At 66.2% G+C, this 19066-nt stretch carries 16 protein-coding genes and 1 tRNA gene; 9 read left to right on the top strand and 8 right to left on the bottom strand.

The window, feature by feature from the left end:
- Window positions 1-116: 116 nt before the first annotated feature.
- From urtD to urtA, 4 genes are all read right to left on the bottom strand, one after another.
- Window positions 117-866 (bottom strand): urea ABC transporter ATP-binding protein UrtD, encoded by a 750-nt coding sequence (urtD, locus tag AAG816_RS20270; RefSeq protein WP_341991492.1) that lies wholly within the window; start codon window positions 864-866, stop codon window positions 117-119.
- 5 nt (window positions 867-871) lie between these two features.
- Window positions 872-2011 (bottom strand): urea ABC transporter permease subunit UrtC, encoded by a 1140-nt coding sequence (urtC, locus tag AAG816_RS20265; RefSeq protein WP_341991491.1) that lies wholly within the window; start codon window positions 2009-2011, stop codon window positions 872-874.
- A complete protein-coding gene (gene urtB / locus AAG816_RS20260) occupies window positions 2008-3654 on the bottom strand; it encodes an urea ABC transporter permease subunit UrtB (RefSeq protein WP_341991490.1) in 1647 nt (548 codons plus the stop codon). Before urtB ends, urtC begins: the two co-directional genes overlap by 4 nt.
- Window positions 3655-3978: 324 nt before the next feature.
- Window positions 3979-5295 carry an urea ABC transporter substrate-binding protein gene (urtA, locus tag AAG816_RS20255; protein ID WP_341991489.1) on the bottom strand — a complete coding sequence of 439 codons (1317 nt, stop codon included), beginning with the start codon at window positions 5293-5295 and terminating at the stop codon, window positions 3979-3981.
- A gap of 293 nt (window positions 5296-5588) precedes the next feature.
- Between urtA and AAG816_RS20250 the strand changes: the two genes are divergently transcribed.
- Together AAG816_RS20250 and mgtE are read left to right on the top strand one after the other, a co-directional pair.
- Entirely contained in the window at window positions 5589-6737 is a 1149-nt protein-coding gene (locus AAG816_RS20250) for a glycosyltransferase (RefSeq protein ID WP_341991488.1), read from the top strand.
- 475 nt (window positions 6738-7212) lie between these two features.
- Window positions 7213-8574 (top strand): magnesium transporter, encoded by a 1362-nt coding sequence (gene mgtE, locus AAG816_RS20245; protein WP_341991487.1) that lies wholly within the window; start codon window positions 7213-7215, stop codon window positions 8572-8574.
- Between the two features lie 64 nt (window positions 8575-8638).
- Here the strand turns inward: mgtE and AAG816_RS20240 are convergent, their stop codons facing one another.
- Window positions 8639-9256: a helix-turn-helix transcriptional regulator gene (locus AAG816_RS20240; RefSeq protein WP_341991486.1), complete on the bottom strand. Its 618-nt coding sequence runs from the start codon at window positions 9254-9256 to the stop codon at window positions 8639-8641.
- A gap of 297 nt (window positions 9257-9553) precedes the next feature.
- Between AAG816_RS20240 and AAG816_RS20235 the strand changes: the two genes are divergently transcribed.
- Window positions 9554-11698, top strand: coding sequence for a fibronectin type III domain-containing protein (locus AAG816_RS20235; protein WP_341991485.1), 2145 nt, complete (start codon window positions 9554-9556; stop codon window positions 11696-11698).
- 199 nt (window positions 11699-11897) lie between these two features.
- Here AAG816_RS20235 and AAG816_RS20230 read toward each other — a convergent pair whose 3' ends face one another.
- Window positions 11898-12149, bottom strand: a complete 252-nt coding sequence (locus AAG816_RS20230) for a hypothetical protein (protein WP_341991484.1) — start codon at window positions 12147-12149, stop codon at window positions 11898-11900.
- 414 nt (window positions 12150-12563) lie between these two features.
- Window positions 12564-12640: transfer RNA gene (locus AAG816_RS20225), tRNA-Pro, on the bottom strand.
- Window positions 12641-12786: 146 nt separating this feature from the next.
- Between AAG816_RS20225 and fabI the strand changes: the two genes are divergently transcribed.
- From fabI to AAG816_RS20205, 4 genes are all read left to right on the top strand, one after another.
- On the top strand, window positions 12787-13614 hold the full coding sequence (gene fabI, locus AAG816_RS20220) for an enoyl-ACP reductase FabI (protein ID WP_341991483.1): 828 nt from the start codon (window positions 12787-12789) through the stop codon (window positions 13612-13614).
- A 74-nt stretch (window positions 13615-13688) separates the two neighbouring features.
- Entirely contained in the window at window positions 13689-14210 is a 522-nt protein-coding gene (locus AAG816_RS20215; RefSeq protein ID WP_341991482.1) for a hypothetical protein, read from the top strand.
- 40 nt (window positions 14211-14250) lie between these two features.
- A complete protein-coding gene (locus AAG816_RS20210) occupies window positions 14251-14679 on the top strand; it encodes a hypothetical protein (protein WP_341991481.1) in 429 nt (142 codons plus the stop codon).
- A complete protein-coding gene (locus tag AAG816_RS20205) occupies window positions 14676-15266 on the top strand; it encodes a histidine phosphatase family protein (protein ID WP_341991480.1) in 591 nt (196 codons plus the stop codon). Before AAG816_RS20210 ends, AAG816_RS20205 begins: the two co-directional genes overlap by 4 nt.
- Before the next feature lie 38 nt (window positions 15267-15304).
- On the opposite strand, the gene AAG816_RS20200 is transcribed toward AAG816_RS20205, so the two are convergent.
- On the bottom strand, window positions 15305-16630 hold the full coding sequence (locus tag AAG816_RS20200; protein WP_341991479.1) for a hemolysin family protein: 1326 nt from the start codon (window positions 16628-16630) through the stop codon (window positions 15305-15307).
- A gap of 243 nt (window positions 16631-16873) precedes the next feature.
- Between AAG816_RS20200 and aroC the strand changes: the two genes are divergently transcribed.
- Entirely contained in the window at window positions 16874-17986 is a 1113-nt protein-coding gene (aroC, locus tag AAG816_RS20195; RefSeq protein ID WP_341991478.1) for a chorismate synthase, read from the top strand.
- Between the two features lie 60 nt (window positions 17987-18046).
- Window positions 18047-18982, top strand: a complete 936-nt coding sequence (locus tag AAG816_RS20190; RefSeq protein ID WP_341991477.1) for a bestrophin family protein — start codon at window positions 18047-18049, stop codon at window positions 18980-18982.
- The last annotated feature ends 84 nt before the right edge of the window (window positions 18983-19066 follow it).

Genomic DNA, 19066 nt, shown 5'->3' with positions numbered 1-19066 from the left:
CCTCCCCCGCAAGGGGGGAGGGAGAGCGAGCGGCGCGGGTGCGCACGCGCCGGAAACCACGGGAGAGCGTGGCCCGCACCAGGCGAACGCGGGAGAGAGAGAGGGACGCCCCATGCCTATCGCCCCAGATAGACTTCGATGACGCGCTCATCGGCGCTCACCTGGTCCAGCGGCCCTTCGGCTAGAACCGAGCCTTCGTGCAGCACGGTGACCTTCACATCCAGATCGCGCACGAATTGCATGTCATGCTCCACCACCACCACCGCGCGGGTCTTGGCGATCTCGCGCAAAAGTTCGGCGGTGTCGGCGGTCTCCTGGTCGGTCATGCCGGCGGCGGGCTCGTCCACCAGCAGAAGGCGCGGCTCCTGCGCCAAGAGCATGCCGATCTCCAGCCATTGCTTCTGGCCGTGGCTGAGTTCGGAAGCCTTGCGCTTGCGCTGGTCCTTGAGGCGGATGCGCTCCAGCAGGGCATCGATGCGCTCGCGCTCATGAGCGGTGCGGCGCCAATAGATGTTGGAGAAGGCGCGCCGGTCGGCCTTCACCGCGAGGAGCAGATTGTCCTCCACCGTGTGCATGTCGAACACGGTGGGGGTCTGGAACTTGCGGCCGATGCCCAGTTGGGCGATGGCCGCCTCGTCCAGGGTGGTGAGGTCATAGATGCCGGCGAACATGGCCTCGCCGTCGGTGGGGCGGGTCTTGCCGGTGATGACGTCCATCATGGTGGTCTTGCCGGCGCCGTTGGGGCCGATGATGGCCCGCATCTCCGCTTCCTCGATGGTCAAGGACAGCTTGTTGAGCGCCCGAAAACCATCGAACACCACCGAGATGTTGTCGAGATAGAGCAGGGATTGGGTGATGGGTTCCATGGGCCTCACTCCGCCGGCTTGCCGGCGGGCACGCCGCCGCGGGCGGGCTTGCGCAGCCGCGCCGTGAAGTCACCCCACAGGCCGATCACCCCACGTGGCATGAACAAGGTCACCACCACGAACAGCGCGCCGAGCGCGAACAGCCAGGCTTCCGGCAAGGCGCCGGTGAACCAGGTCTTGCCCGCATTGACGATCAAGGCGCCGAGCGCCGCGCCCACCAAAGTGCCGCGGCCGCCCACCGCCACCCAGATCACCATTTCGATGGAATTGGCCGGGGCGAATTCGCCGGGATTGATGATGCCCACCTGCGGCACATAGAGCGCGCCCGCCACCCCCGCCAGCATGGCCGAGACCACCCAGGCGAGCAGCTTGTAGTTCGCCACCCGATAGCCCAGGAACCGGGTGCGGCTTTCCGCATCGCGCACCGCCACCAGCACCTTGCCATATTTGGAGGTGACCAGCGCCCGGCACAGCAGATAGCCGCCCACCAGCGCCAAAGCCGAGAGGAAGAACAGCACGCCGCGGGTGCTGCCGGAGGCGATGGGGAAGCCGACGATGTCCTTGAAGTCGGTCAGGCCGTTATTGCCGCCGAAGCCCATGTCATTGCGGAAGAATGCCAGCATCAAGGCAAAGGTCATGGCCTGGGTGATGATGGACAGATAGACCCCCGTCACCCGCGAGCGGAAGGCGAACCAGCCGAAGGCGAAGGCGAGGATGGCCGGCGCCACCAGCACCATCAGCGCGGCGAACGGGAACCAGTCGAAGCCCAGCCAGAACCAGGGCAGTTCCTTATAGTTCAGGAACACCATGAAATCCGGCAGCACCGGATTGCCATAGACCCCGCGCGGGCCGATCTGGCGCATGAGATACATGCCCATGGCATAGCCGCCCAGCGCGAAGAAGGCGCCGTGGCCCAGCGAGAGCACGCCGCAATAGCCCCACACCAGATCCAGCGCCACGGCGAGGAGCGCGTAGCACAGATATTTGCCCAGCAACGGCACCAGATAATCGGAGATGTGGAACGGGCTGCCGGCGGGCACCAGCAGATTGCCCACCGGTACCAGCACGCCCGCCGCCAGCACCAGGACGATGAAGATCGCGCCGCGGCGATCGAGAATGCCAAGGCTGCTCGGATTGCCGCTCATGATTCCACCGCCCGCCCCTTGAGCGCGAACAGGCCGCGCGGTCGTTTCTGGATGAACAGGATGATGAAGACCAAGAGCGCGATCTTGCCCAGCACCGCGCCGGCGAACGGCTCCAGCAGCTTGTTGGCGACGCCGAGCGTGAGCGCGCCCACCAGGGTGCCCCAGAGGTTCCCCACCCCGCCGAACACCACCACCATGAAGCTGTCGATGATGTAGCCCTGGCCGAGGTTCGGGCTCACATTGTCGATCTGCGACAGCGCCACCCCGGCGATGCCGGCAATGCCGGAGCCGAGGCCGAAGGTCAGCGCATCGATGCGGCCGGTGCGGATGCCCATGGCCGCCGCCATGCGCCGGTTCTGCGTCACTGCCCGGACGTACAGTCCCAGCGAGGTGCGCTTGAGCACCACCAGCAGCGCGAAGAACACCAGCAGTGAGAACACGATGATCCACAGGCGGTTATAGGTGATGGACAATTGTCCCACCTGGAACGCCCCGGACATCCAGGACGGCGCCCCCACCTCCTTGTTGGTGGGGCCGAACACCGTGCGCACCGCCTGCTGCAGCATCAGCGAAATCCCCCAGGTGGCCAGCAGCGTTTCCAGCGGCCGGCCATAGAGGAAGCGGATCACCGTGCGCTCGATGATGATGCCCACCACGCCGGTGAACAGGAAGGCCAGCGGCAGGGTGATGGCCAGCGACCAGCCGAACAGGCCGGGATAAGAGGTGCGGATGAACTCCTGCACCACATAAGTGGTGTAGGCGCCCAGCATCACCATCTCACCATGGGCCATGTTGATGACCCCCATCACGCCGAAGGTGATGGCCAGGCCAATGGCCGCCAGCAGCAGCACCGAGCCGAGCGAGAGGCCGTACCAGACATTCTGCGCCACGTTCCAGATCGCCAGCGAGCGATTGATCTTGGCGACGCCGGCGGCCGCTGCGGCCTTCAGCGAAGCGGGCGCGTCGGCGGGCAGATTGGCCAGCAGCGCCAGCGCCTCCTGGTCGCCGCGGGCGACGATGAGATTGACCGCCGCGAGGCGCTCCGGCTCGCCGACGCCGGGGGTGGTCATCAGGATCGCCGCCTGGGCCTGCATCAGGGCGTCGCGCACCTGGGGCACGGTCTCGCGATTGATGGCGGTGTTCAGCGTCTGCAACACGGTAACGTCACGGGATTTGAAGACGGCGCCGGCCGCCTCCAGCCGGCGGGCGGGATCGGGCGACAGCAGCGACAGGGCCCCGGCGGCGGCCTCGGCGGCGCGGCGCACCCGGTTGTTGCGGCGCACCGGCTTGAGGCCGGCGGGCTCGGACGCCACGGCGGTACCGGTGGCGGCGTCGGTCAGCGCGCCGCCCGCCTTGGGGCGCACATAGACCGCCTTGGTGGCGGGATCGAACAGCAGGCGCCCCTCGGACAGCGCCGCCACGATCACGCCCGCCTGCGGATTGGGGCTCGCCGACAGGGCGACCAGCGCGGCTTCGGTATCGGAAAAGCTGTCGGCGGCGATCTTGGCCAAGGCCGGGGCCAGATCGGACGCGGCGGCCGCTTGGCCGGCCGGGGCCTGCGCATGGGCCGCGGGCATGAACAGGGAGGTTGCGGCCACCGCCAACACGGCGATCGCAAACAGCAGGCGGCGGGGGAAGGTCATGATCGGTCCTGCTCGACGCGCGGCGGCACGGGATGCCGAAGCTGACAAAGGGCAATAGGGTCAATGGACGTCATGGTGGGGCGCACGGTGCCGGCCGCCCCGGTCTCGCCCGTGCCCGCTCTACCCGGGCAAGCCCCCGACCCCGGCGCGCCCCGCGCCGGCCGAAGGCTCAGGCGCGCTGTGGACGGCGGCAGGACGGATGGGTGGGCACGGCGCCGGCACGGGAGGGGGGGCAGGACGCGTCTGCGCGCCCGACCGAGACCAACGGCACCTCAAGCCCCCGCGGTATCGCCGCGGGGGCTCAAGATCAGGCGGGTCAAAGCGTCACTTGGTGGCGGTGGCCCCCAGGCAGACGTTCTTGACGGTGTCGTAATTGCCGCAATTGTACTTCACCCAGTCGGCCACCAGGGTCTTGGAGCCTTCCAGATACTTGGACCAGGCTTCGCCCGGCACCAGGCCATCGGTCTTCCACACCACGTTGAACTGGCCGTCGCCCTGGATTTCGCCAATGAACACCGGCTTGGTGATGTGGTGGTTCGGCAGCATCTCCGACACGCCGCCGGTGAGGTTCGGCTGCTTGGTGCCCGGCAAGGTGGCGATCACCTTGTCGGTGTCGGTGGTGCCGGCCTTGGTCACCGCCTGCACCCACATGTTGAAGCCGATATAGGTGGCTTCCATGGGATCGTTGGTCACGCGCTTGGGATTCTTGGTGAAGGCCTTCCACTGGGCGATGAAGGCATCGTTCTCAGGGGTCTTGATGCTCTCGAAATAGTTCCAGGCGGCCAGATGGCCGACCAGCGGCTTGGTGTCGATGCCGGCCAGTTCTTCCTCGCCCACCGAGAACGCCACCACCGGAATGTCGGTGGCCTTGATGCCCTGATTGGCCAGTTCCTTGTAGAACGGCACGTTGGCATCGCCATTGATGGTGGAGACCACGGCGGTCTTCTTGCCGGCCGAGCCGAACTTTTTGATGTCGGCGACGATGGTCTGCCAATCGGACTGGCCGAACGGGGTGTAGTTGATCATGATGTCCTCGGACTTGACGCCGCGGGACTTCAGGTACGCTTCCAGGATCTTGTTGGTGGTGCGGGGATAGACATAATCCGTGCCCGCCAGCACCCAGCGCTCGATCTTCTCTTCCTTGGCGAGATAGTCCACCGCCGGGATCGCCTGCTGGTTCGGGGCGGCGCCGGTGTAGAACACGTTGCGCTCGCTCTCCTCGCCCTCATATTGGACCGGGTAGAACAGGATCGAATTCAGCTCCTTGAACACCGGCAGCACCGACTTGCGGCTCACCGAGGTCCAGCAGCCGAACACCACCGACACCTTGTCCTTGTTCACCAGCTCGCGCGCCTTCTCGGCAAACAGCGGCCAGTTGGACGCGGGATCCACCACCACCGCTTCCAGCTTCTTGCCGAGCACGCCGCCCTTTTTGTTCTGCTCGTCGATCATCATCAGCACGGCGTCCTTCAGCGTGGTCTCGCTGATCGCCATGGTGCCGGACAGTGAATGCAGCACGCCAACCTTGATCGTCTCCTGCGCGGCGGCCGTTCCCACCGAACCGGCCACGGCGGCCACTGCCGCCAGGGCCCCAAGCCCGGCCCCAAAGCCCTTGGCCGCTCTTCCCAGCAAACCGAGCATCCGCTCTCTCCCCAATTGCTTCTGCCTGGCGCATGCCAGCGCAGTCCCAACAGCAAGCAGCGTGCCACCCTTACAATCCTGAGGCGCATCAGGTGCATGCCTGGCCGAGAGGCAGCCCAAAACGCAGGCAAACATCATTGTGATGCCTATTATTACGCCAGTCGCCTAAGATATAACCTCCACTTACGCAAGCCTCGCGATATCCTCGGCGGATAGGTGGAACGAGACCGTTCGCGAGACGCCGAGAGAGACGCCGAGAGAAACGCAAGGCTGGCCACAACCGGGACCCTTCGATGCCGGAATTCCAATCGTCCTTCCGCGTGGTGGCACCGGCCCGCCGGGTTCTTGCTGCCCCGAAGGCCATTGTCGCTATTCCGGTGCGAAATGCCGAAGCCCATCTGCTCGGCTGCCTGACGGCCTTGGCCGGCCAGCGCGGCACATCGGAATTCGCCACCATCCTGCTGCTGCACAATTGCGTCGACCGCACCGAGCAGGCGGCGATCGCCGCCGCCGACGCCCTGCCACTGGCGCTGCGCATCCTCTCCATCGACCTGCCGCCGGATCGCAACGGCGCCGGCTGGGCGCGGCGCCATCTGATGGATGCGGCCGCGTCCCTGATCGTGACCTCCGGCGTCAATGATGGGGCGATCCTGACCACCGAGGCCGACGGGCGCGTGGCCCCCAACTGGGTGGCCGCCAATCTCGCCTCCCTGGCGGTGGGCGCCGACGCCGTGGCCGGAAAGGTCGATCTGGACCTGACCGATACCAATCTGCCGCCCCAGTTGCGGCGCCGCTACGCCGCCGCCGAGCGCTACGCCCGCCTGATCACCGAGATCGACAGCCTGCTGGACCCCGATCCCTTGAACCCCTGGCCCACCCATCGCCAGGCCTCGGTGGCCAGCCTTGCGGTCAGTGTGGAGGGCTATCTGCGCGCCGGCGGCATCCCCACCACGGCGCGGGGCGCCGACCGGGCGCTGCTCGCCGCCCTCGCCCGCGCCGGCCTGTGGGTGCGCCATGACCCCGAGGTGCGGGTGTCCGCCCCCTGGAACCTCGACCCCGGCGCCGATGGCGTCGCGGCCCAGTTCCGCGCCTGGAGCGACGGACAGGTGGCGTTCGATTCGCTGGCGCTGGAGCCGGTGGCGCAGATCGTGCGCCGCGCCCGGCTGCGCCGCACCATGCGCAAGGTGCATGCGGGCGGTCAGTTGTGGAATGTCACCAATTGGGCCGGCCCGCTGCGGGTGGCCACCATCGACGCCTTCAAGGTGGCGGCGCTGCCGAACTTTCAGGAGATCTGGGCGGTGCTGGAAGGCATCAGCCCGCTGCTGGCGCCCCATCCGCTCTCGCCCACGCAGCTGTTCATGGAAACCGCGCGGGCCATGGCCCTTCTGACCGAAATGCGCATCCGGGCCGGGCTGAGCCGCTGGACCAAGGGCCCGGCTTAAGCGGAAGCCCCGCTTTCAGAGCCACCAGGGCAAACGCGCCTGGCCGTGCACAGACCAGACTCAGAGAACGTTGAACACATACAGCAGGACGATCACCGTAAACGGCACGCCCAGCATCCAAAGAAACACGCCACGCATGATCCATCCTCCATTTGCGGTTCCGGCAAAGTAACGCCGCGGACCGTGCGGTGTTCCCCTTTGGCGGGCCAAAGCCGCTCCGGCGGCGGCGCGGCTGAACGCCACCGGGGAACCGACCCCGCGCGAAGGACATCGGGCGAAGCACGCGAAGCAGACCACACGAAGCGAACGGCACGCGGCACGCCGTCCCCGCGCTTGGCGCCTCCGAGGCCGCGCCCGAGACAACCGGGATTGTAATGCGTCGCAAGTTCAGGTTTATCCCGCCCGGCAGGCCCGGTTGCGCGCAGATGCGCCCGCAGGTCCTGCCTCAACAGACACCGGACGAGGGGGGCCCCTCATGCAGCTCGAGACCGCCACCCCTCAGGCGCCGGTGCCGCCACCGCGGATCGGCCGCGCCCATGTGGCCGACATTGTCGAATTCCTGAACGCCAAGACGCCGGCGGATGCCGCCGACTTCGTGGCGCATCTGCCCCATGAATGGGCGGTAGAGGTGCTCGACCAGCCCACATTCGAATGGGCGTCCGAGGTGCTCGAAAGCCTGGCGGTGGAAAAGGCCGTGGCGGTGCTGGAAGGCATGTCCACCGACCGCGCCGCCGATGTGCTGCGCTGGGTGGAGGATGACGTCCGCGACCGCCTCCAGGCCCTGCTGAGCCCGGAAGCCAAGGCGGCCATCGCCCATCTGCTGACCTATCCGGAAGACACCGCCGGCGCCCTGATGACCACGGAGTTCGTCACGGTGCCGGCCAGCTGGACGGTGCAGCAGACGCTCGACCATATCCGCGCCGTCGAACGCACCCGCGAGACCATCTACGCCATCTATGTGCTCGATCCCACCAGCCGGAAGCTGCTGCACATCGTGACCCTGCGCCGACTGATCTCCGGCGAGCCCGACGCGCCCATCGCCTCGGTGGCGCAGCCTTATGCCCCCATCACCACCACGCCCTTCGCCAGCCGCGAGGACGTGGCCCGGCTGATCGCCAAATATGATCTGCTGGCCATACCGGTGATCGACAGCACCTCGCATCTGATCGGCATCTGCACCTTCGACGACGTCATCGACGCCATGATCGAGGAGCAGACCGAAGACGTGCAGCGCATGGGCGGCATGGAGGCCATCGACGAGCCCTACATGCAGATCAGCTTTTCGGAGATGATCAAGAAGCGCGCCGGCTGGCTGTGCGTGCTGTTCCTGTCGGAAATGCTCACCGCCAGCGCCATGCAGGTCTATGCGGACGAACTGGAGAAGGCCATCGTACTGGCCCTGTTCGTGCCCCTGGTGATGAGTTCCGGCGGCAATTCCGGCTCGCAGGCCACCTCCCTGATCATCCGCGCTTTGGCCCTGCGGCAGGTGCGGCTCAGGGATTGGTATCGGGTCGCGTTCCGCGAATTGCCCACCGGCATGCTGCTGGGCACCATCCTGGGGGTGATCGGCATGATCCGCATCACCGTCTGGCAGGAGCTGGGCTTCTTCGACTATGGCCCGCACTGGCAATTGCTGGCGGTGACCATCGCCGCATCACTGGTGGGCATCGTCACCTTCGGCTCGCTGGCGGGCTCCATGCTGCCGTTCATCCTGAAACGGCTGGGCTTCGACCCGGCCAGTTCCTCGGCGCCGTTCGTGGCCACCCTGGTGGATGTCACCGGGCTGATGATCTACTTCAGCGTCGCCTACATCTTCCTGAAGGGCACCATTCTCTGACGCCCGGATCTTTAGCGCCCGGATCGACCGTTCAGGCCAACCACCCTGAACGGCTCACGCCCCTTCAGCGGCCCTGCGTCTCGGGCCGGGCGATGTCGTCCAGGCGCAGGATCTGTTCGATCCCGGTGGGTGTGTCCGCGGCGCACGGCTCATAGGCCAAGGTCGCGAAGATACGATGGCCATGAAACCAGAAGCGGGAGATCCACCGATGCTTGAACGCGGCATCGGCTTCCAGATCGAGATGTCGCGTGCTGACGCCGACGATCATGGCGATGTCGCCCGCGATGACGCCGCGCCGCGTTTCGGCATCGTCGAGGATGATGCGGGTTTCGCCAACCATCCGCGCTTCGAACGAGCGCCCGATCAGCCGTGAAAAGCGCGGCCAGATGCGCCGGCACCCGGATGAGGCCGCCTGAAAGCGAATGCCGTCGATCTCGAAGATCGCCTGGATCGCCGACAATCGCTCCAAAAAGCGGCTCTCGATCGCCAGTTCGTCACGGACCTTGGTCGCCACCAGATCGGTGATCCGGCGCGAGATCTCGATGGAGGGAATGTCGCGCCCGCTCTCCCAGCGCGACACCGTGGCTTGCGACACGCCGAGTGCGGCGGCCATCGCGTCCTGCTTGATGCCGTTCGCGCGACGCCAGATTCTGAGCTTTTGGCCGATGCTGAACTCGCTCATGGGGCCGCCGCTTTCTCGCTGCGTATATAGACGTATATTTTCGTTATCATGAACGGTGCTTTTGTCATAGCGCTGCCATTGCGCCCCGGCATAAGATTTGATCTTAATATAGAGAAGCGACTTCCCCGTCGCACGCGGGAGATATATCCATATTGGCAGCTTTTCATGCCAAATATAGTGGATTTATGCGTCCCGATACGGCCCGTTGCTATCCGCAACATCACATCTTTTAACCTTGCCACATGGGCACCCCGGCTTTGAGGCGGGATCCAGGTCAACATCCGAGGCAGCTAGATCATGGCCAAGACCACGACCATCAATTGGGCCTGGGGCGTCAATGCGGCCATCGCCTTCGATCCGGCGGTGGATGTGCTGGATTTCGGCTGGTTCCAGGCGGATCAGTTCACCATCACCGAGGTCGGTGGCTCTGTGGTCATCTCCATTCCATCCAACAGCCAGAGCTATACGCTCACCGGCGTCACCCTGTCGGAGCTGACCCTGGCCAATATCGCCGCCAAGGACACTTCGGCGGTGAGCGAATGGACCACCGCGCTGGGTAGCACCAGCAGCGGGTCCACGGGCGGGTCGAGCGGGGGCGAGACCGGCGGAACCTCAGGCGGGAGCACGGGCGGGAGCACGGGCGGCTCCAGCGGCGAAGCGACGGGCGGCACCGGCGGCGACGGCTTGGCCACCGTCACCACCATCACCTGGTCCTGGGGCAGCCATACGGTGCTGCATTTCGACACCGCCTTGGACAAGCTGGATTTCGGCTGGTTCTCGGCGGACAACTTCGCCATCAGCGAGGTGGATGGCTCGGTGGTGATCTCCATCCCCACCAATGGCCAGACTTATACGCTGGACGGCGTGACCCTGTCGGAGCTGACCCTCGCCAACATCTCCGCCAAGGATTCCGGCGCGCTGGCCGAATGGAGCGCGGCGCTCTCCGGGAGCACCGGCGGCGGCACCACGGGCGGTTCAACCGGCGGCTCTACCGGCGGCAGCACCGGGGGCGACACCGGCGGATCCACGGGTGGCTCCACCGGCAGTGAAACCGGAGGCAGCGGAACCGGCGGCAGTACCGGCGGGACGACCACCTATGCCGACGCCTGGTCCGCCAGCACGGTCTATGTGGCCGGCGATCATGCCGCCGTCGGCGGGCTGGTGTATGAGGCCAATTGGTGGACCCAGGGCACTGCCCCCGCCACCCACAATGGCGCCGTGGGCACCGGCAATGTCTGGAGCTTCGTGGGCTATCTCGACACCACGCCGGTGGTACCGCACGCACCGGAAGACCTGTTCGCCACCGCCATCTCCGACACCTCGGCGGTGCTGGTGTGGGATGCGGCGGAGGTGTCCGGCGTCGGCACCGTCTCGGCCTATGAGATCTATGAAAACGGCGTGCTGATCGCCACCACGGACGATACCTATTTCAAGGTCACCGGGCTGGAAGCGGCCTCGACCTACGCCTTCACGGTGGTCGCGGTGGATGAAGCCGGCGCCTCGCCGCAGGCCACCGCCATCACCGTGCAGACGGACGCCGCCGGCAGCCACGGGACGGACCAGACCTATTCGCCTTATATCGACATGTCGCTGAGCACGAGCCAGGACCTGATGGCCATCTCCGCCGCCTCGGGCGTGACCGACTTCACCTTGGCCTTCGTGTTGAGTTCCGGGAACGACACCATCGGCTGGGGCGGCACCGGCACCCTCGCCAACGACAGCCTCGCCAACGGCTCCACCATTCACGATCAGGTGGCGGCCATCCAGGCCATCGGCGGCGACATCACCATCTCGTTCGGTGGCGCCAACGGCCAGGAAGCGGCGCAGACCTTCTCCAGCGTGACGGAATTGACCCACGCCTATCAGTCGGTGATCGACACCTATCACGTCAACAAGCTGGACTTCGACATCGAAGGCGGCGCGCTGCTGGACACGGCCGCCAATCATCTGCGCGACCAGGCACTGGTGGCGCTGGAGAGCGCCAATCCCGACCTGGAGGTCTCCTTCACCTTGCCGGTGCTGACGGACGGGCTGACCGGCGACGGTCTCAGCGTGCTGAAACAGGCCATGGCCGACGGCGTCCACATCGACACGGTCAACATCATGGCCATGGACTATGGCGCCTATTCCGACACTGGCGACATGGGCAATGATGCCATTTCCGCCGCCCAGGCGACCCTGACGCAACTGGCCGCCCTGGGACTGGATGCCAAGCTGGGCATTACGGTGATGATCGGCATCAATGACGTGCAGAGCGAGGTCTTCACCCTGGACGACGCCCAGCAGTTACTGGACTACGCCCAGGGCAATGAGGACATCGCCAGCCTGTCCATCTGGTCCGTGGGCCGGGATAACGCCAGCAGCATTGGTTACGTCTCCCCCACCAGCAGCGGCATCGCCCAGACCGCCTATGAGTTCAGCCAGATCTTCGGCCACATCTGACCGCGCACCGGCGATCCCCGGACCATCGATCACCGCCCGCGACCGCGTACCCGAGGGGGGCGGCCGCGGGCGGTGCCGCGACTGTTTGAGGGCGGACGAGAGCGTTTTCGAGCGAAGGGGATTCCGGTTCGCGTGAAGAAAACGCTCAAAAACAAATAGATAGAGAATTTCACCGAGTTCACGGAAACGGGGAAATGCTCTAGTGCTTATGGGCGAAGCGCAGCAGCGCGCCATAGGCGCCCTCGTGCTTGCCCACCCCGTGGCCGTCCTCGGCCTCCTGCTGCGCGGCGGCGGTCAGTTCAGCCGCGGAAATCTCGAACCCACGGGTGGCGAGGAAGCGCACCGCGTCATCGGCGCTGGTGAATCCGGGGATGGCCTCCTCGATCACTTCCGCCAGCCCGGTATTGCCTGAGGCATCGGCCTTCAGGCGTTCCAAATCCGCATCCGACATCGCGCGCTCCTCAGAGTGATTCCGTTCGTATGGCAACGCCCGGGCGCCCGCGATGTTCCGGAATGGGTCGGCTGGACCTGGGCACGGGCCGGTCGGGGCCTCCCTGCCGGGATCGCGTGCCTGGGGAGTGGCCGCGGATCGAATCGGAAAGGAAGGCGAATCGTGGCGGGCGAATCGCTACCCACCGGATCGGAGCGAACACGGGGCGATTCGCGGCCGCAGCGGGATGGCATCCGGCCGGTCGGCCTGCGCCGGATTCCTGCGTTCCGGATCGACCGCGTGTGTCACACACGGACCATCGCGTGAAAACGCGGAAATTGAGCGGAACAAATGGGAAATAACGGGGAAGTGCCCGTCTCAGACAAAGCGCGCGGGATCTTGCGCTAAGTGGCCGCCCCGGCGGGCTTTATTACCTGGTCGGAGTGGCAGGATTTGAACCTGCGACCCCCACGTCCCGAACGTGGTGCGCTACCGGGCTGCGCTACACTCCGAACCAGGGCGCAGCGTCTAACATGCGTTCGGCGCCGGACGCAAGCGCCTTCTCTCATTCCCCTCGCTTGAACCCCCAGAGCGCGCGTGTCATAGGAAGCCCCGCTCTGTCACGGGGCCGAAATATCGAGCAATGGAGTGGTTGGACATGGCGACGAACGGCGGCGCGAGCGGTCTTCTTACTGGCAAGCGCGGGCTGATTTTCGGCGTCGCCAACAATCGCTCCATCGCCTACGGCATCGCCAAGGCGGCACGGGCGCAGGGCGCGGAGATCGCCCTCACCTACCAGGGCGAAGCGCTGAAGAAGCGTGTGGAGCCCCTCGCCGCCGAACTCGGCGGGCATGTGGTGGGACATTGCGACGTCACCGACCCGGCCAGCATGGACGCGGTGTTCGCCGAGACGGAAAAACTGTTCGGCAGCATCGACTTCCTGGTCCACTGCATCGCCTTCTCCAATAAGGACGAGCTGGACGGGCGCTACGTGGATACCAGCGCCGACAATTTCACCAAGACCATGTTCATCTCCTGCTACTCGTTCACCGCTCTGGCGCAGCGGGCGGAGAAGATCATGAACAACGGCGGCTCGCTGCTGACGCTGACCTATTACGGCGCCGAGAAATGGATGCCGCACTACAATGTGATGGGCGTCGCCAAGGCGGCCCTGGAAGCCAGCGTGCGCTATCTCGCCGCGGATCTCGGCCCCAAGAACATCCGGGTGAACGCCATTTCCGCCGGTCCGATCAAGACCCTGGCGGCTTCGGGAATCGGCGATTTCCGCTATATTCTCAAGTGGAACGAGCTGAATTCCCCGCTGCGCCGCACCGTGACCACCGACGAAGTGGGCGATGCCGGCGTCTATCTGCTGTCCGATCTCTCCCGCGGCGTGACGGGCGAGATCCAGCATGTGGATGCGGGTTATCATATCGTCGGCATGAAGCACCCCGATGCGCCGGACCTGGCGCTGGTGCGCGACTGACGCGGGCCGAAACGATTCCGCCGCACGCCCACCGCGGCGCGGCGGATCGATGGGCCCCTGAGGAGAAGAAGACGATGCGGACGCTGCGCAATGCCCTCTCGGCCCTGGCTCTCGTCGCCTCCGTTCTGCCCGCTCTCGCGGGCGCGGACGGCCTGCCGACGCTCGAATCTTATCCGCTGCGAGAGCGCATCCTGGGGCCGGGCGGCGCATTCTTTCCCAATTATTCCATGCCGTCGGAATATGGCATCGCCTATATGACCGCCTCCGGCGCCGCGCTGGCCTCCGGTGGACCGGCCAAGGCCGGCCGGCCGATCTTCGCCGCCGCCACGGTGGATTTCATCTGCCAGGCCGAGCAGCGGCCGCAGATCACCATCCTCTCCGCCCCGGCGGGTGGCAAAGTGGTGGTGGCACCGGCCCAGTTCGTGGCCACCGGCACCGACGCCGGCTCCACCTTCTGCCTCGGCCGTCCGGTGAGCGGCGCGGTAGTGCGCTACATCGGCCGCCCGCCCCGGGGCGGGGCGACCGTGGCGCTGCGGGTGACCTATCCGCACCTCGGCGCGTGGTATGACCATGTGGTACAGGTACCCGGCCTCTAGACACCACCGCCGGTCGGCGTCCGCACCAAGGGGGATGAGCATGATCCAACCGGAAACCGGGAGACCCTGCCGCGGCGCGGCAGCACTTCTCGCATTGGCCGCGGTGGTTCTCGCCGCAGGCCCCGCCTCCGCCGGCCATGAGAATGATCCCGACGCCTTTGTGGTGAACTATTTCACCGGCGGCGGCACGGACGGCGTGCTGTTCGCCGCCGGCACCGCCAACCAGCAGTGCACCGACCAGGGCCTGCCGCAGATCACCGTCCTGAGCGCCTCACCCGGGGTACGGATCTCCGTCACGCCGGGCACCTATACGGTCACCGGAACGGATTACGGCTATCTGGTGTGCCTCGGCCGTAAGCTGCCGGGCATGATCGTGCGCGGCAGCGGCAGCGGGCAGGCGGAAATCCGCGTGACCTACCCGCCCATCGGCCAGTGGTACACCCACACCCTGACGCTTCCGGCCCGATGAGCACGCCCGGCCGCCTGTTCCTTGTCCGGCACGGCGAAACCGATTGGAACGTCGCCGGTCGCCTGCAAGGCCGGCGCGATGTGCCGCTCAACAGCCTCGGCCGCGCCCAGGCCGCCCGCGTCGGGCGGGTGCTGGGGCAGCTCGCCGGCGATGTGACCCAGTTGCATTACGTCTCCAGCCCCCTCAGCCGCGCGCTGGAGACCATGCGCATCCTGCGCACGGCCCTGGACCTGCCGGGCGCGGATTTCACCCACGACCCCCAATTGGCCGAATTGTCGTTCGGCCAATGGGAGGGCCTCACCTGGCCCGAGATTCGCCGGCGCGATGCCGCAGCGGTGAAGACCCGGGAGCTGGACCCCTGGTCGTTCACCCCGCCGGACGGGGAAAGCTACGTCAGCCTCAGCCACCGGGCGGGCAGCGCCATCGACCGGGTCAAGGGCGATGCGGTGGTGGTGACCCACGGCGGGGTGATCCGCGCCCTGCTGCACGCCAAGGCCGGCATGCCCAGCGCCCAGGCGGCGCTGGTTCCCGTGCGCCAGGGGGCGGTCTATGTGTTGCGCGGCGGCCAGTTCGAAGTGGCGGACTGAGGGATCGCTCAGGGGCCCGCCGGACCTTCGCGGCGCGCCTATTCGCCGCCGACGGTCTTCTGGCGATGCAGGACCGGGGGACGCGACACCAGCAATTTGTCGATGCGCCGCCCGTCCATATCGACGATTTCGAACCGCCAGCCCAGGGCATCGAACACCGCGCCGGTCTCCGGCAGTTCCTTGATCTGCGACAGGGCAAAGCCCGCCACCGTATGGAAGCGCCCGTCCACGGGGATTTCCACGTCGAGCACGTCGTGCAACTCGTCCACCGGCGCCTCGCCGGAAATGAGATACGAGCCGTCCTGACGCCGCACGATGTGCGGGTCGTCGCCCACCCCCTGGTGATCCTGTTCCAGGATCGAGCCGGTGATGGCCGCCAGCAGATCATAGCCGGTGACGACGCCGACCATGTCGCCATACTCATCCACCACGATGCCCATGGGCACGGCGGCGCTGCGCAGCATGCGCATGGCTTCCAGCGCCCCCACGGTCTCCACCACGAACGGCACGGTCTGCACAAAGCCGCGCGGGTCCGGGGTTTCGCCGCGCAGATAGGCGTCCAGCAATTGCTTGGCCTGGATCACCCCCATGGTTTCCTCCGGCGAGCCCTCGCAGGCCGGCAGGCGGCTGTGCGGGCTTTCCAGCAGGATCTGGCGGACCTCCTCGGCACTGGCGGTGATGTCCACCCATTCCACGTCCGGCCGGGGCGTCATGATCGCGGTGACGGGCCGGTCCGCCAGGCGCATGACGCCGGAGATCATCCGCCGCTCGGCGGGATCGATCACGCCGGAATTCTCCGCCTCGGTGATGATGGCGCGGATTTCTTCATCCGTAACGCCTTCCTTCTGGCTGCCCTTCTCGCCCAGCAGCCGCAGCACCCCGCGCGCCGAGGCGTCGAGCACCCACACCGCAGGGGCCGAGAATTTGGACAGGCTCAGCATCAGCGGGGCGAGCGCGCAGGCGATCCGCTCGGGATTTTGCAGCGCCAGGCGCTTGGGAATGAGCTCGCCGATGATCAAGGACACATAGGTGATGCCGGCCACCGCAATGGTGTAGCCCAGGGGATCGGCAACGCTGTGCGGCATGCCGGCCTCCAGCAGCACGTCCGCCAGATAAGCGCCCAGGCTGGCACCGGAAAAGGCGCCCGCGAGAATGCCGATCAGCGTGATGCCGATCTGCACGATGGACAGGAACCGGCCAGGCTCGGCACCCAGCAGCAATGCGGCCTTGGCGCCTTTGTCGCCGGCATCCGCGCGGCCCTGAAGGCGCGCTGGACGAACCGAGACGATGGACAGCTCGGCGGCAGCAAGAACGGCGTTCAACAGAACAAGAAACAGAACGATGAGAATTTCGAGAATGGGCATGGGAGAGATGTGGAGCCTTCCGTTATCTCCTGAATAACACAGGTCATGCGCGCTGTGCGTGACGGGCGCTAAAAAGGCCTGCGACCTGCGCCCGCCCCTGCGATTGCAACGCTCAAGGCGGTATCCGCGCTGCGCCTTCCTCTGGGTCCATCGCTGATGGCGACCTCTGGTGCGCCCCGTCCGGCTTCCCTCCAACCCGTTCCCGCTCTAGACAGCTAGCGCATTGAGAAGAAGCGAGCCCTCATGTCCTTCAATACGTTCGGGCACCTGTTCCGCGTCACCACCTTCGGCGAAAGCCATGGGCCGGCCATCGGCTGCGTGGTGGACGGCTGCCCGCCCGGACTGCGCTTCACCCTGGCGGACATCCAGGAGGCGCTGGATCGGCGCCGGCCCGGACAATCGCGCTTCACCACCCAGCGGCGCGAGCCGGATCAGGTCCGCATTCTCTCGGGCACGCTTGAGCATGCGGACGGCGGCCTCGTCTCCACCGGCACGCCCATCGCCCTGCTGATCGAGAATGTGGACCAGCGCTCCAAGGATTATTCCGACATCGCCGGCAGCTATCGGCCCGGCCATGCGGATTTCACCTACGACATCAAATACGGCATCCGCGACCATCGCGGCGGCGGACGCTCCTCGGCGCGCGAGACCGCGACGCGGGTGGCTGCTGGCGCCATTGCCGCCAAGGTGCTGCCGGGCGTGACCGTGCGCGGCGCTTTGGTGCGCATCGGTGACATCGAGATCGACCGTGCCCGCTGGGACTGGAATGAGGTGGCCAACAACCCGTTTTTCTGCCCCGACCCCGGCACCGTGCCGCTATGGACGGACTATCTGGACGCGGTGCGCAAGAATGGCTCGTCGGTGGGCGCAGTGGTGGAAGTGATCGCCGAAGGCGTGCCGCCGGGCCTCGGCGCCCCGCTCTATGGCAAGCTGGATGCGGATCTGGCCGGCGCCTTCATGGGCATCAATGCGGTGAAGGGCGTGGAGATCGGCGAGGGCTTCAACGCCGCCCGCCTGACCGGCGAGGAGAATGCCGACGAGATGCGCACCGGCAATGAGGGGCATCCGCAATTCCTCAGCAACCACGCCGGCGGAGTGCTGGGCGGCATTTCCACCGGCGCGCCGGTGGTGGTGCGCTTTGCGGTGAAGCCCACCTCGTCGATCCTCACCCCCCGACGCACAGTGGACAAGTTCGGCGCCGAGGCCGACATCATGACCAAGGGCCGGCACGACCCCTGCGTCGGCATCCGCGCGGTGCCGGTGGGCGAGGCGATGATGCTGTGCGTGCTGGCCGACCATCTGCTGCGCCATCGCGGACAGGTGGGTCAGACGCCGCCCTGGCCGTTCCCGCGCTGAGCGCGCGCAGAGATCAGACGCGGGCGCAGGCGCCCGCGACAATCAGGTCGAGTGCGTCAGATGATCGTCCGTGACAAGCCCAGCATCCTCTCCATCTTTTTCATCGTCCGCCGAGCGAGCGGGTCGATGCTGGTGCAGATTTATCCGCAACTGCTCCTGGTCATGGGCCTCTCGGCCCTGGTCGTGCTTGGGCACCGCCATGCGCCGCAATTCGTACCGGTGGTCAGCAGCGCACCGTTCGCGCTGATCGGCATTGCCCTGTCCATCTTCCTCGGGTTTCGCAACAACGCCTGCTACGACCGCTGGTGGGAAGCGCGCAAGCAATGGGGCGAGTTGGTCAAGGCCTGCCGCGACCTGGCGCGCCAGACCCTGCTGCTGGAGGGCCGAGCCGGAACCCGTGGCGTTGACGTGCGCGCCGCGTTGGTCGATCACGCCATCGCCTTCACCTATGCGCTATTGCAGCATCTGCGCCCGGGCGAAGATGAACAGCGGATTCTGGAGCGCCTGCCGAAAGCGATCCACGGCCGCTTTCGCCCCAATCGCAACCGGCCGGACTTCATCCTGCGCGAGATGGGCGCCATTCTTGCCACCGCGTACCGGGACAAATTGATCAGCGACATCGAGTTTTCCCTGTTCGACCGGACGGTCTCCCAGATGGCCTCGGTGCATGCGGCCTGCGAGCGCATTCGCACCACGCCGGTGCCCTTTGCCTACACGCTGCTGCTGCACCGCACCGCCTACATGTTCTGTTTCCTGCTGCCGTTCGGCTTCGCCGACCTGACCGGCTGGCTCACACTGTTCGCCGCGGGCATGGTGGCCTATACCTTCTTCGGGCTCGATACCTTGGGCGACGAATTGGAAGAGCCCTTTGGCGAGTTGCCCAACGATCTACCCATCGCCGCCATGGCCGACACCATCGCCATCGGACTGCGCGAGGCGCTGGGAGAAACCGACCTGCCGCCCCTGCCGATTCCGGTTGATTTCGTCCTGATGTGACCGCCCTCTCCGAGGATCGGTGCATAATTCAGTGATACTGAAATATTCACGAATTTCATTGCCGCCGAATTTCAGCCCTGCTAG

The sequence above is a fragment of the Azorhizobium sp. AG788 genome (genome assembly GCF_943371865.1).
Lineage (GTDB): Bacteria > Pseudomonadota > Alphaproteobacteria > Rhizobiales > Xanthobacteraceae > Azorhizobium.
The sequence above is the reverse complement of the archived record's forward strand: the minus strand, read 5'-3'. Positions and strand labels throughout refer to the sequence as shown.